Origin of the sequence: Streptococcus sp. HMSC10A01 (assembly GCF_001807785.1) — a bacterium.
Classification (GTDB): Bacteria; Bacillota; Bacilli; order Lactobacillales; family Streptococcaceae; genus Streptococcus; species Streptococcus gordonii.
Genome location: NZ_KV790975.1, coordinates 60043 through 73875 on the forward strand (window position 1 = coordinate 60043; position 13833 = coordinate 73875).

At 42.0% G+C, this 13833-nt stretch carries 11 protein-coding genes; 1 reads left to right on the plus strand and 10 read right to left on the minus strand.

Annotated elements, in window-relative coordinates; all coding sequences use genetic code 11:
• Positions 1–57: 57 nt before the first annotated feature.
• The 9 genes from HMPREF3108_RS06140 to trpX form a co-directional block, all read right to left on the minus strand.
• A complete protein-coding gene (locus tag HMPREF3108_RS06140) occupies positions 58–516 on the minus strand; it encodes an SP_0198 family lipoprotein (protein ID WP_070493821.1) in 459 nt (152 codons plus the stop codon).
• Between the two features lie 259 nt (positions 517–775).
• The gene (locus HMPREF3108_RS06145; protein WP_045773723.1) at positions 776–1168 is read right to left on the minus strand and encodes a YbgA family protein; all 393 of its coding nucleotides are present in this window, start codon (positions 1166–1168) and stop codon (positions 776–778) included.
• A 149-nt stretch (positions 1169–1317) separates the two neighbouring features.
• Positions 1318–2031, minus strand: a complete 714-nt coding sequence (locus HMPREF3108_RS06150) for a hypothetical protein (RefSeq protein ID WP_048779726.1) — start codon at positions 2029–2031, stop codon at positions 1318–1320.
• Positions 2032–2147: 116 nt separating this feature from the next.
• The gene (gene pheT / locus HMPREF3108_RS06155; RefSeq protein ID WP_048779728.1) at positions 2148–4553 is read right to left on the minus strand and encodes a phenylalanine--tRNA ligase subunit beta; all 2406 of its coding nucleotides are present in this window, start codon (positions 4551–4553) and stop codon (positions 2148–2150) included.
• Between the two features lie 244 nt (positions 4554–4797).
• On the minus strand, positions 4798–5307 hold the full coding sequence (locus HMPREF3108_RS06160) for a GNAT family N-acetyltransferase (protein WP_048779731.1): 510 nt from the start codon (positions 5305–5307) through the stop codon (positions 4798–4800).
• Positions 5308–5352: 45 nt separating this feature from the next.
• Positions 5353–6402 (minus strand): phenylalanine--tRNA ligase subunit alpha, encoded by a 1050-nt coding sequence (pheS, locus tag HMPREF3108_RS06165; RefSeq protein ID WP_070493824.1) that lies wholly within the window; start codon positions 6400–6402, stop codon positions 5353–5355.
• 942 nt (positions 6403–7344) lie between these two features.
• On the minus strand, positions 7345–8103 hold the full coding sequence (locus HMPREF3108_RS06170; protein ID WP_046165776.1) for an ABC transporter ATP-binding protein: 759 nt from the start codon (positions 8101–8103) through the stop codon (positions 7345–7347).
• Positions 8100–8966, minus strand: a complete 867-nt coding sequence (locus HMPREF3108_RS06175) for an ABC transporter permease (protein ID WP_045635019.1) — start codon at positions 8964–8966, stop codon at positions 8100–8102. The genes HMPREF3108_RS06170 and HMPREF3108_RS06175 overlap by 4 nt, the downstream gene beginning before the upstream one ends.
• 66 nt (positions 8967–9032) lie before the next feature.
• Positions 9033–10037 (minus strand): tryptophan ABC transporter substrate-binding protein, encoded by a 1005-nt coding sequence (trpX, locus tag HMPREF3108_RS06180; RefSeq protein WP_048779736.1) that lies wholly within the window; start codon positions 10035–10037, stop codon positions 9033–9035.
• Between the two features lie 563 nt (positions 10038–10600).
• Between trpX and fbpA the strand changes: the two genes are divergently transcribed.
• The gene (gene fbpA / locus HMPREF3108_RS06185; protein ID WP_070493827.1) at positions 10601–12253 is read left to right on the plus strand and encodes an Rqc2 family fibronectin-binding protein FbpA; all 1653 of its coding nucleotides are present in this window, start codon (positions 10601–10603) and stop codon (positions 12251–12253) included.
• Between the two features lie 79 nt (positions 12254–12332).
• Here the strand turns inward: fbpA and HMPREF3108_RS10970 are convergent.
• Positions 12333–13833: LPXTG cell wall anchor domain-containing protein (locus HMPREF3108_RS10970; protein ID WP_256262228.1), on the minus strand; the 1501-nt coding region annotated here is incomplete at its 5' end.

Sequence of the window (13833 nt, forward strand, 5' to 3'; positions counted from 1 at the left end):
TGCCACTTTGCAATTATCCTGAGATCCGTTTTTGTCTACAGTAGATTGTTGTCTAACTTACTGTTTCGTAAAGTTTAGAGTATCTGGATCGTCATCCAGTTCGCTGACAATTAACTGATTGCCATTTTGTTGATAAGTTTTAACATCGTCACCAACAATCAAACGCTGATTAGCTGCATCAACCTGAACTTGCTTAATTTCCTTACTTCCATCTACTTCTGTCTCCGTCCATGTCCCAGAGGCCCCATTAATTTGAAGAAGATGTTGATCCCCATCATGGTCAGTTGCCTTATAACTACCATCTAGATTCGAAGTTTGGGTAGACTTAGAAGAGTTAGCTTGACTAGAAGAAGATTCTGTATTAGAACTAGATGCTGATTGGGAACTTTGACTTTTGACATCTTGAGATTGAGAGTTAGCATTAGTCCCTTGGTTGTTATTTCCTGAGCAAGCTGTCAAGAGAACAGCTGCTGTAAGGGATACAATTGCTAAAATAGTTTTCTTCGGAATAGACATATCGATTCCTCCTTTTCTACATTTGTAGTTTATACTTATATTCTACACTTGTCTGTTTTATTTGTCAAGAGAAAGAATTTTGTTTTCTATTAAGAATTCTATATTACTGATGCAATCAATCAGATCTAGATCTTTTCTTTTAAACATAAGAAAAATCCCCAGTCTAATTTGACTGAGGATATAGATTATTGTTCTTATCATATGTAATCACTAAGCTACTAGCAGAACAGGTATGCGATGTCTCATTGATAGCAAGGCATCATTCCTCATTCTGAAATAAGAGAGTCGATTTTTGCAAATATGGGTTGGGGTACTTGAGGAGCAGGTCTTTAACTGCTGTAACCAAATCTTTCTGCTCAGCCTGACCGGATTGGTAACGAAGCAAGAGTAGCATAAAATTATCTTTTTCAGCTGGGCTGGCTTTCTTCTTAAAATAGCCCCAGATATGCTGAAAGGCATTGCAGACCTGACCTCGATTTTCTGGTAGGGCAACAGCTTGGTCAATCAAGGCTTGAACATGAGCTACTTCTACCGATTCACTTTTTAAATATTGACGAATTTCCAGATAGATTTTACTGGAATGACTGAGGACTAAGTATTTGTTCCTAGCCCAAAGAGTCTGACATTGAGACATTTGGTTTAAATTTTTCATGCTTACTTTTCCTACCGATTTTTCATTTTGAATTCTTTCAGCCTCATTCGAATCATTAGTCGCATCCTAATTCTCCAATTTTCAAAATATAATCCCAACCACAAAACTTAATATGATTGGAAAAGAAGGATGATTTGCTAGTCTTTCTTTTATTCTGGAAAAATCCATTCAATATGAGGCGCCTGACGACTAATTTCCTTATAAATATCATTAAAATCAGCACCAGACAAGTTATTTAAGTCAATCGAGTCTAGAGTACTACCATTCTTATCATAAAAATAAAGCATACGATTTGTTTTCTGCATATCATCAGAACTATAAGTTTTGATTTTATATTCGATCTTCTTAACCTTGTCCAGATCAAGTTCATTCATATCTTGGAAAATCGAAGATTTAATATCCAGTTTTCCTTCTGAAATCGTCATTGCAGGAGGTTGTTTAGACTTTATAAAAATAGAAATCAACAATAAAGAAACCCCAACTGCTGAACCAATCAAGACAGTTGTAGCAAAATCGTCATCTCTTTTCTTTTCCTCTTCTTTTTCCCTTTTTATCTTATCCTGTTCTTTCTTTAATTGATTATTATAAGTATCTACAATGCTTTGGAGCCTGGCTTCTTTTTTCTCTGGAGTCTCATCTTTGGGACCATCTTCTGAACCAAACATTAGTTCTGCATCTCGGATAGTTATCGGTCTTTCTTCTAGTTTGTATTCATCCATCTTGGCGTCAAAACTCACTTCAGGATCTTTAGAGTTACTTGCACTAAAGGTAGAAGACGAGTTTGACCATACAGCAAAGATTGCAAAAATAGTAATCAAGATAATACCAACAATTTCACCTGCATAACTTCTCTTATACTGCATCAGAAACCTCTTAACAAATTTTTAATATGACTAGAATATCATAAATCAAGCCTTTTATAAAGCTTCTTTTAGCAATTAAAAAAAACAGCCTGTAAAGACTGCTTTTTTCGACTCTTCTAACGCACCTCTGCGCCGAGTTTTTCGATCAGAGATTTTTCGATTTTTTCCATGTATTTAGCCACTTCTTCGTCAGTCAGGCTAGCTTCTGGATTTTGGAAAGTCAGGCTGTAAGCCATAGATTTGAGGCCAACACCCAGCTTGTCACCAGAGAAGATATCAAAGAGTTTAATATCGGTCAAGCGCTTGATACCAGCTGCTTGGATGGCATCAAGGACCTCTTGGTGAGTGATTTCAGCCTTGAGCAAGAGTGCCACATCACGGCTGACAGCTGGGAATTTAGTGATTTCTGTAAATGGCTGTGCTGGCTGGAGCTGCTCTTCGATGGCAGACAGGTTGAGCTCAGCAACATAGGTTTCAGGAATATCGTAAGCCTTGGCTGTCGCAGGATGGACTTGGCCGACAAAGCCGACAGGCTGGCCATTGATAGAGATTAAAGCAGTCCGACCAGGATGCAGGCTCTTAATCTGGTTGCTAGCCACGTATTCAGCTGTCAAGCCCAACTTAGCAAAGAGTGCTTCCACTACACCCTTAGCATAGAAGAAATCAACCGCTACTGGCTGGGTCTGGAAGTCTTTTTCATTAACCAGACCTGTAAAAGCAAAGGCAAAGCTATTGATTTCATTTGGCAACTCTTCCTTAGGATTACCAGTCTGCTCAAAAACTTTTCCAATCTCATAGAGGGCTAGATTCTTGTTCTTACGAGCCACATTGTAGGCTAGGGAGTCCAAAATCCCAGAAACCATGTTCTGACGAAGAACAGAGCGCTCCACTGTCATTGGCCACATAAGCTCAGTCAAGTTGCTAGGATTGAGAGTGAATTCAACCGCCTTTTCTGGCGTCGTCAAAGCGTAGGTGATGATTTCTGTCAGTCCAGCTCCTTCTGCTAAGGTCCGTACTTGACGGCGCAGTTTCTGCGTTGCAGTCAATTCACCGGCAGTTCCGTCATCTTTTGGCAGACTAGCTGGCAATTTGTCATAGCCGTAAATGCGGGCAATTTCTTCATAGAGATCTGCTTCGATTGAAATATCCCAGCGACGGCGAGGGACACTGACAGTGAACTGTTCAGCACTTCCTGATAAGCCAAAGCCAAGTCTGCGGAAGACATCCTCAATATCTGTATAAAGCAAGTCTGTTCCTAGCACACGGTTGACATCCGCAAGACTAGACACCACTTCTACATCTCTAGTATCTAAGCTACCAGCTGATACGATACCAGCCTGAACAGTCGCTCCTGCCAAGTTCGCAATCATACTTGCTGCTGCGTCCAAAGCTTCATTGACAGTTGCCACATTGATGCCTTTTTCAAAGCGGGAAGATGATTCTGAGCGCAGGTTAAGGCGACCGCTGGTCTTGCGGATTGATTTCCCATCAAAGACAGCTGCTTCCAGAACAACACGAGTGGACTTACCAGAAATTTCAGTCGCTGCTCCTCCCATGACACCAGCCAAAGCCACTGGCTTATCTGCCACAGTAATGACTAAGTCGCTAACTTCCAGCTCGCGCTCTTCGCCGTCCAGTGTCACTAGTTTTTCACCAGCACGCGCTTCCCGCACGACAATCTGGTCACCCTCAAATGTATCCAGATCAAAGGCGTGCATGGGCTGACCAAAGTAGAGCAGGATGTAGTTGGTCACGTCTACTACATTGTTAATCGGACGGATTCCTTCGTTCATGAGGAGATTTTGTAGCCACTGAGGACTTGGGGCAATGCTAACATTTTCCAAGATACGAGCCGCGTAATAAGGGGCTTTCCCTGTCTCAAGGGCTACTGAAAGACTGTCGGCTGCCTGCTTTTCATTTTCCACCAGCGAAAAATCTTTGAAATGTACTGACTTATCATAAATCGCAGCCACTTCATGAGCCACCCCACGCATAGACAGAGCATCAGCCCGGTTTGGTGTGATGGAAAGTTCGATAATCTCATCGTCCAAGTCCAGATAAGAGAAGACTTCCTCACCCGGCACTGCTTCTTCAGGCAGGATTTGAATGCCATCCGCAAATTCCTTTGGCACAACAGAATCAGAAATACCCAGCTCACCCAGAGAGCAGATCATGCCCAGTGACTCCAAGCCACGGATTTTTCCTTTTTTAATCTTATAATTGTCAGCAATGCGAGCACCTGGCAAAGCCACCATGACCTTGATGCCTGCGCGAACATTCGGAGCACCACAGACAATTTGACGGTTATCCTCTTCTCCGACATTGACTTGACAGACATGCAGGTGAGTATCAGGAACATCCTCACACGATACCACCTCACCAACAACAATTTTTGATAGGCCAGCAGCTGGTGATGTCACACCTTCCACTTCAATTCCTGTCGTTGACATTTTCTCAGCCAGCTCAGCGCTCGCCACATCAATGTCTACTAACTCTTTTAACCACTTATAACTTACTAGCATATTCAAGATACCAAGGGCGTCAAAAACGACTGAAAAATAGGAGATTTGCTAAGCATTCGACGAATGATCGCAAATCTATCTTTTTTTCGAGTTTTTAGCCCGGGTTCAATTCCTTTCTCTATTCTATCGCTGAGGAACTTGACCAACCAAATTTTAGTTATTTGTCTGAAATCCTGATTTCAGACAAATCATCTAAATTTCGAGCTTTTAGGTCGTATCATTTCCTCTCTTTAAATTTTCTTTTTTATTTCAATTTCTTGCGGAGCATCCAGTCTGTGTCTACCGTCTCACCAGTGATATAGTCGTGCTGACTGAATTTTTCAAAGCCATATTTGAAGTAAAAATATTGGGCTCTAAAATTCTTCTCCCAGACGCCCAGCCAAACCCAGTCAAAGCCTCGTTTCTCGGCTTCTTCTAAGGCAAATTCAAACATCTCCTTGCCCAAGCCTTGACCATGATAGGCTTTCAAGACATAGATTCGCTGAACCTCAAAGGACTGACGCAGTTCTTGCTCCGTTTGAGCCTGTCCCCAGTTAAACTTGAGAAAACCAGCAATTTCACCATCTTTGACAACAAAATAAGTCTCTGATTCAGGATCTGCCAGCTCCTTTTCGATAGTTGCAAGCGACAGCTCATTGTCAAAATAATGAGCCATATCAGCTTGCTTGATAAAAGGACCAAAGGTTTCTTGATAGGTCGCGACCTCCAACTCCCGCAGGAGGCTCGCTTCTTCTTTTTTAACTCTGACTAGCATACTGCACTCCTTTCTCAGAAAAGCTACATTGATGATTACAGGTTTCTACTTAAACTGCTGGGAAAAACGAATATCTCCTTGGTAGAAGCCACGAATATCGTTGATACCGTAGCGAAGCATAGCTACCCGCTCTTGACCAAGGCCAAAAGCAAATCCAGAATACTTATCTGCATCAATACCGCTCATTTCCAACACACGCGGATGCACCATACCAGCTCCCATAATCTCAATCCAGCCGGTCTTCTTGCAGACATTACAGCCGGCACCACCACACTTAAAGCAGGAAACATCCACTTCAACAGACGGCTCTGTGAATGGGAAGTATGACGGACGCAGACGGATACTTCGGTCTTGGCCGAACATCTTCTGGACAATTAGCTGCAGTGTTCCTTGCAGGTTGGCCATGGAAATATTTTCACCTACCACCAAGCCTTCAATCTGATGGAACTGGTGGGAGTGAGTCGCATCATCGGTATCCCGGCGGAAAACGCGCCCTGGAGAGATCATCTTGAGTGGCCCTTTAGAAAAGTCATGGGCATCCATAGCTCGAGCCTGTACCGGACTGGTGTGGGTTCTGAGCAGGATCTCCTCTGTAATATAGAAAGTGTCCTGCATATCCCGTGCTGGGTGGTCCTTAGGCAGATTCATCCGCTCAAAGTTGTAATAGTCCTTTTCCACTTCAAAGCCGTCCACGACCTGATAGCCCATCCCGATGAAGATATCTTCAATTTCTTCACTAGTCTGGCTAAGAATATGACGGTTCCCTAACGGAATTTGACGGCCTGGCAGGGTCACATCCAAGGATTCCTCAGCCAGTTTCAGAGCTACTAATTGCTCTTCCATCTCTTGAGCAGTCTTTTCAAAGGCTGCTGTCAGAATATCACGCGCTTCATTGACATGCTTCCCGATAATCGGCCGCATTTCAGCAGAGATATCCTTCATACCTTTCAGGACTTCAGTCAGCGAACCCTTCTTACCCAAGACAGCTACACGCAAGTCCTGCAGTTCCTTTTGATTCTCCGCCTTTAGCTGCTTGAGAGAAGCTAGAGTCTCTTCACGCAGGCTTTTTAGTTGTTCTTCAATCGTTTTCGTCATTTTCCCTCCAAAATAAAAAGCGCGCCAATCTCCATAAGCGGAGCGTTGACACGCGGTACCATCCGTTTTTTATCTGGCAAGCCAGACCTTACTTATCAATCCTAGAGCAAGTGAATTCGCCTAGCTTTCATCTAGAGAGCTTTCAGTCGATGGCTCCCCTCCCTGTTAAACTTCCCCTAGGGTACTGGTCTTGCGGATTGCTATTTAATTACTTAATATTCTAGCAAATTTCCCCTATTTTGGCAACAAAAATAAAAAGCTCCTGGCATCCATTTAAAACGGAATAGCCAGGAGTGCGTCTTGTTTACTGATTACTAACGAAGCAACTTGAGTAGCTAAAAGCTACAGACAAACAATTTACTTGATGATTGATTCAATCTTTTATAGCCCTAAAGAATGATTTTCTTTTATATCGATCTAATAAGAAAATATATTTTATCGTACAAAAGCAATGACGATTGTATTATTCGAAGTCCGAAAACCATTGAAAAGCTTCTCTCTTCATTGTCGCTCTCTGAAGTTTTTTTCTCATTTTAAACTCTTATTTTCCATAGCAACAATCTACAATCGTCACAAGAGATAATTCGGTTCAGATATTTTTTAACAATACCTCCAACTAAGACGAACAACAAATCAGTAAACAAGGACATAAGCTAAAATATAGATAACTTAAAACAGATTTGAATTTCTGAAACCCATTGGAATCAGTCCTTTCTATTTGCTAAGCCATGCATCCCTTATCAAAGGAACGAAACGTTTAAAGAAGGAAAGAAGAATATCAAAATCCTTAATTTCCCACCTATCTCTATCTATTATTAGTGTACTCCTTTATCTTTGAAAAAGCAAGCGTTTACATTGTTTTTTTATAATATTTTTTTGCAAAACAAAGAAATAAAAAAAGCCAATAGGACAGCCATTTAAAGCTCCTTATTAGCTTTGTTTCTATTCAAATAAACTATAATAATCTGAAATAGTCATTTGAGCTTTTTCTTCTTGCTTGAGATCCTGAATAATCTGACCATCCTTCATAACAATCAAGCGATTGCCGTACTTAAGTGCATCTTCCATATGATGTGTTATCATGAGAGCAGTCAGACGGTCCTTTTGAACAAAATCATCTGTTAACTCCATTAAAGCCACGCTAGTCTTGGGATCCAAAGCTGCTGTATGCTCATCTAGTAGCAAAAGTTCAGGACGTTTGAGCGTTGCCATTAAAAGACTTAGGGCCTGTCTTTGACCACCTGATAGGAACTCAATTGCTGTATCCAAATGCTTTTCCAGACCATTGCCGATTTTATCAATAGTCGCCTGGAATTCTTCTTTATAATGATTCAATCGGCGAGGAAAAAGACCTCTTCTCTCTCCTCGAAACTTTGCAATCAAGAGATTTTCAGCAACAGTCATACGAGGCGCTGTCCCCATCTTTGGATCTTGAAAGACTCGAGAAAGGTATTTTGCTCGTTTTTCTGGTGAGTAATGAGTCACATCTTCACCCAAGATATGGATACTACCACTGGTTAAAGGTAAGGTCCCAGCAATTACGTTAAAAAGGGTTGATTTTCCGGCTCCATTTCCACCCAAAATAGTAATAAAGTCATGCTCATGAATCTGCAAAGAAACATCATTCAAAATAACTTTTTCTTCATCTAAACCATTACTTACAACTTTTGTGGCATTCTTTAATTCTACAATGACTGTCATTTGCTTAATGTGACTCCTTTAAAAAATTTATTTTTAAGCGTGGGAATCATAAGGCAGATAGCCAAAATCACCGCACTGTAGAGACGTAGGTAGCTGGTATTAAAGCCTAAAGCGATAACCGCCCAAATTAGAAATTGATAAGCAATCGCTCCTACCACAATCGTCATCAGTCTTTCAGCCAAAGTAAGACTCTTAAAGAGAACCTCTCCAATAATTAAGCTGGCCAAACCGATAACAATGACTCCAATCCCTCTTGATGCATCCGCATAACCTTCCTGCTGGGCAATCAAAGCCCCAGCTAAGGCAATCACTCCGTTGGACAAGACCAAGCCCATCAGCTCCATTCGGCCAGTATTAATCCCAAAACTTCTGGCCATATCAGGATTGTCCCCAGTAGCAATGTAGGCCTGGCCTAGCTTGGTATCAAGAAAGAAAAGCAAAGCTAGAATTACCAGAGCTACAAAAATTAGGCCTAGAAAGATTTGATTCATTTCCTCTGAAAAAGGAAGAAAGTCTTGAATTTTTTTAGCCCCCAATAAGCCTAGATTGGCTCTTCCCATGATCATAAGGATTAAGGAATGGCATGAGGTCATGACCAAAATTCCAGACAGCAGAGTCGGGATTTTTCCTTTGGTATAAAGCAAGCCTGTTGCAAAACCAGCCAAACATCCAGCTAAAATAGCAATCAAAGTTGCAATTAGTGGATTAACGCCCTTAGTAATCAAAGTGACAGCGACAGCCCCTCCCAGAGGAAAGCTGCCTTCTGTCGTCATATCTGGAAAATTCAAAATCCTAAAGGTCATAAAGATTCCCAGACCCAAAATGGACCAGAAAAGACCTTGTGAAATAATCGAAATAATCATATTCTATCCTAACTTTGTATTAAAACTTGCCACTAAATTAAGGCTTGAGTTTTTAAGTCTCCTTCCTTATTCAATCACTTGTCCAGCTTCTTTGAGGGCATCTTCTGGTACAGTAATTCCAAGTTCTTTGGCATTCTTCTTATTGATGACTGACTTACCTTTGTTAAAAATTTCAACTGCTGTTTCTTCTGGTTTTGCGCCTTTCAAGATTTTAGCAGCCATTTTTCCTGTTGCAACTCCAAGTTCATGTTGGTCAACAACAACTGATGCTAGTCCACCTTCTTCTACCATAGCAGTCGCACTTGGGTAGATAGGTTTTTTAGCGTCTTTATTGCTAGATACTACAGTCGCAAAAGCTGATGCAATTGTATTATCAATCGGAATCCAGATAGCATCAACCTTTCCAGTCATGACATTCATGGTTGAAGCAATTTCATTGGTTGATGGAACAGAGTATTCCTCTACCTTATAGCCTACCTTTTCAGCTAATTTTTTGAACTCTTCTACCTGAGATTTAGAGTTATCTTCACTGCTAGAGTAAAGTGCACCGATAGTTTTTACATTTGGCGTCAATTTTTTAATCAGCTCCAACTGTTGCTTAGCTGGATTGCGGTCAGAGACACCAGTGATATTGCCACCTGGTTTTTCAAGATTTTTTACTAGATTAGCTCCGACTGGATCTGTGATAGCTCCCATGACGACGGGCTTGTTCTTAGTAGCTGCAGCCAGTCCTTGAGCAGACGGAGTCGCAATCCCAATCAGCACATCATTGTCATTAGACACCAGTTGCTTGCTCATAGTAGCAACCTTGCTTTGGTCTCCTTCTGCATTCATAAAATCAATTTTAATATCATCGGCCTTGTAACCTTCTTCAGCTAATCCGTCTTGAATCCCTTTATAGATTAAATCAAGTGAAGGATGGCTGACATACTGTAATACTCCGACTTTGACTGTTTTCTTATCTGTAGTAGACTTTGACCCACCACCTTTATTCAAGCTGGAATAGATCAAAGATCCTCCAACCAAGACTACTAATACTGCTAAAACAGCGAGTAAACGTTTATTCTTCATATTTTTTCTCCATTTCTATTTTTAAGCTTTTTCATTTCAATCCCTAGGGACGCCATCGTTTAAACATGGGCAACTCTCCTTCTCTTTTTTCCAACAAAAAACCTCACACAGATATCCTGTGTGAGGGCGTAAATCGCGGTGCCACCTCAATTATGGAAAAATAAATAGCATTCTCCCATATCTCTGCCTTGTCTACCAACAAGTTGCACTGTAAGGTGTGCCAACCGAATTCTTATTGTTTCGAATTCATTTGTTCTTTTAGCTTATCAGTAAATTACTAAAAGACACTCTAATCATTAGCCCAATTTCGCAAAGATTTGCTACTTGTTTTCACCACCCACAAGCTCGCTTAAAACAAATTCGTTTGCTACTTTTCTAATTTCCTATATTTTATGTTTTTCCTGAAAGGATGTCAAGACTTTTTTGACAATTTTTGTAAAATGTTCGGATTTTTATTGTCTAGTCCATTTTCGATTAAAACTCAAATAATTTGATATCTCATTGGGAGCTTTTACCTTGGTTTTTTGTTATAATTTTCTATAGTAACTTTCAAGGAGAAAAGCATGTCTTTCGACGGATTTTTTTTACATCACATGACTGAGGAACTTCGCCACGAATTAGTAGGCGGCCGCATCCAGAAGATTAATCAACCTTTTGAACAGGAGCTAGTTTTACAGATTCGCAGCAATCGCAAAAGCCTCAAGCTGCTCCTATCAGCCCACTCGGTCTTTGGACGCGTCCAATTAACAGATACTACGTTTGAAAATCCAGCAGTTCCAAATACCTTTATCATGGTGATGCGCAAATACCTGCAGGGTGCTGTCATTGAAGCAATCCAGCAAGTTGAGAATGACCGAATTTTAGAAATCAGTGTTTCTAATAAGAACGAAATCGGCGATAGCGTAGCTGTGACACTAGTCATCGAAATCATGGGTAAACATAGCAATATCATTCTCTTGGATAAGGCTAGCGGTAAGATTATTGAAGCCATCAAACATGTCGGATTTTCGCAAAATAGCTATCGAACGATTTTACCTGGCTCAACTTATGTCGCACCGCCTCAGACAGGCAGTCTCAATCCTTTCACTGTGGGCGATGAAAAGCTCTTTCAAATCCTACAGACTGAGGAAATAGAGCCCAAACGCCTTCAGCAAATTTTTCAGGGATTGGGTCGAGATACGGCTACCGAACTCAGTGGTCGTCTTACAGCTGATAAGCTCAAAACTTTCCGAGCATTTTTTGCCAGTCCGACTCAGCCTAGCCTGACCGAAAAATCCTTCTCTGCTCTGCTATTTTCTGACAGTAAGACCCAAATGTCCACGTTATCCGAGCTTTTAGACACTTTCTATAAGGACAAGGCCGAGCGCGATCGAGTTAACCAGCAGGCTAGCGAGCTCATCCGCCGAGTAGAAAATGAGTTGGAAAAGAACCGGAAAAAGTTGGGCAAGCAAGAGGAAGAGCTCCTAGCAACGGAGAATGCAGAAGAATTCCGCCAAAAAGGGGAGCTTTTGACCACCTTTCTCCATCAGGTGCCCAACGACCAAGATCAGGTAGAGCTGGACAATTACTACACAGGTGAAAAGATCCTCATCGCACTTGACAAGGCCCTAACTCCCAACCAAAATGCCCAGCGCTATTTCAAACGTTACCAGAAGCTCAAAGAAGCCGTCAAACACCTGACTAGCTTGATTGAGGAGACGCGGACTACGATTCTCTACCTAGAGAGCGTGGAAACAGCCCTTGCTCAGGCCAGCCTGACTGAAATCGCAGAAATTCGGGAGGAACTAATCCAGACTGGCTTTATCCGCCGGCGCCAGAGAGAGAAGATCCATAAAAGGCAGAAACCAGAGAAATATTTGGCAACAGATGGCCAAACTATTATCCTGGTTGGCCGCAACAATCTACAAAATGATGAGCTGACGTTTAAGATGGCCAAGAAGGACGAGCTTTGGTTTCACGCCAAGGATATTCCAGGTAGTCATGTGGTCATCACAGGCAATCTTCAGCCCAGCGATGAGGTCAAGACTGACGCTGCCGAGCTAGCTGCTTACTTCTCCAAGGCCAGACTCTCCAATCTTGTCCAAGTAGACATGATTGAGATTAAAAAGCTAAATAAGCCCACTGGTGGCAAGCCAGGATTTGTGACCTACACTGGTCAGAAAACCCTGCGGGTGACACCTGACGCAGAGAAAATCAAGAGTATGAAAATTCAATAACCAAAAAAGCGATTCGGAATATCCGAATCGCTTTTAAACTTAACTCAATCTGTCGAATGGAAAGACAGTAATCTCTCTCTTAATCTTCTTCAGATTTCTTCTTCCGATTTGCTAAACCAAAGAATGTTAAGCTGGCAATGGCTGCTAAGAGGCCTGAAGCAGTCTGATCACTTGTCTGACTTCCTGTTCTTGGAAGAACCGCTTTTTCATCTTTTGGATCGACATAAACAGGTTCTACTCTCTCTTCAGCTTCTGGTGTTTGAACTGCTACCGCAGGTTCAGCTGGAATTACTGGAACCTTTGGCTGTTCTGGAGTACTTGGTCTGTTTGGAACGACCGGAATTTCTGTCACTCTCGGTGTGTAGCTTGCAGAAATTGTTTGACCATTGCGATCCTTACGGATTACAACGACTCCTTTAGCTGTACCAACAAAGTTTGGCTCTGGAACAAAAGTTACAACACCGTCTGGCGAGATGGTATAAGTGCCTTCTCCTGGAACAACTTTTTCAGTTGAGCCGTCCTCAAAGGTTGGTGCTACTGTTAAGTCTACATCACCTTCAAAGATTGGTTTACCAGTCTGTGTTTGACCCTTGAGTCCATCTGAGGTTACATCTTCTACTCGTGTTTGGCCGATGACCGTTGGTGTATACTGCGCTGTAACAACGTTGCCATAAATATCCAAACGTTTTACAACCACTCCTTTGGCTGTACCAACAAAGTCTGGTTCTGGAGTAAAGGTAATCTTACCATCTTTATCAATTGTATAGCTTCCTTCTCCTGGAACAATCAGTGTCGTGCTGCCGTCCTCAAAGGTTGGTGGAACTGTACTATCGATATGTCCTTCAAACGCTGGGGTTGCCACTTGCGTTTGGCCTTTAGCTCCTGTAGAGGTTGTATCCTGTCCAGTAGACGGATCTACAACTGTTGGACGATAGCTTGCAGTAACTGAGGTACCGTTCTTATCCTTACGAACAATTGTTACGCCGGTTCCTTTTCCTACAAAATCAGCTTCTGGAGTAAAGGTTACTGTGCCATCTGGTGAGATGGTATAGGTTCCTTCACCTGGAATCACTTTTTCAGTTGAGCCATCTTCAAAGGTTGGTGCTACAGTTTCATCAATTGGAACCCGTGGATCGCCACCTTGGAAGGTTGGAGTACCAGTTTGAGGGAGTCCTTGAGGACCTGTGCTAGTTGCACCAGTTCCTGTAGGAGTGACCTTAGTGAATTCTGGACTGTAAGTTGCAGTGACTGAAGTGCCATTCTTATCCACACGTTTCACGGTGATTGGATCTGGTTTCCCTACAAACTGCTTGTCTGGAGTGAAGGTTACTGTACCATCTGGTGCAATCGTGTAGGTTCCTTGACCTGGAATGGTCTTCTCTTTGCTTCCATCTTCGAAGGTTGGTTCAACTGTTTCATCAATTGGAACCAGTGGGTCGCCACCTTGGAAGGTTGGAGTACCTGTTTGTACAAGTCCCTTAATATTTTCAGAGGAAGCATCCTTACCAATTGGTGTTACTTTCGTAAATTCTGGACTGTAAGTCGCAGTCACTGGAGTGCCATTCTTATCCACACGTTTC

Bases quoted from the DNA above. Each gene is read 5' to 3' on its own strand.
- HMPREF3108_RS06140 (WP_070493821.1), bottom strand. From the start codon at position 516: ATGTCTATTCCGAAGAAAACTATTTTAGCAATTGTATCCCTTACAGCA.
- HMPREF3108_RS06145 (WP_045773723.1), bottom strand. From the start codon at position 1,168: ATGAAAAATTTAAACCAAATGTCTCAATGTCAGACTCTTTGGGCTAGG.
- HMPREF3108_RS06150 (WP_048779726.1), bottom strand. From the start codon at position 2,031: ATGCAGTATAAGAGAAGTTATGCAGGTGAAATTGTTGGTATTATCTTG.
- pheT (WP_048779728.1), bottom strand. From the start codon at position 4,553: ATGCTAGTAAGTTATAAGTGGTTAAAAGAGTTAGTAGACATTGATGTG.
- HMPREF3108_RS06160 (WP_048779731.1), bottom strand. From the start codon at position 5,307: ATGCTAGTCAGAGTTAAAAAAGAAGAAGCGAGCCTCCTGCGGGAGTTG.
- pheS (WP_070493824.1), bottom strand. From the start codon at position 6,402: ATGACGAAAACGATTGAAGAACAACTAAAAAGCCTGCGTGAAGAGACT.
- HMPREF3108_RS06170 (WP_046165776.1), bottom strand. From the start codon at position 8,103: ATGACAGTCATTGTAGAATTAAAGAATGCCACAAAAGTTGTAAGTAAT.
- HMPREF3108_RS06175 (WP_045635019.1), bottom strand. From the start codon at position 8,966: ATGATTATTTCGATTATTTCACAAGGTCTTTTCTGGTCCATTTTGGGT.
- trpX (WP_048779736.1), bottom strand. From the start codon at position 10,037: ATGAAGAATAAACGTTTACTCGCTGTTTTAGCAGTATTAGTAGTCTTG.
- fbpA (WP_070493827.1), top strand. From the start codon at position 10,601: ATGTCTTTCGACGGATTTTTTTTACATCACATGACTGAGGAACTTCGC.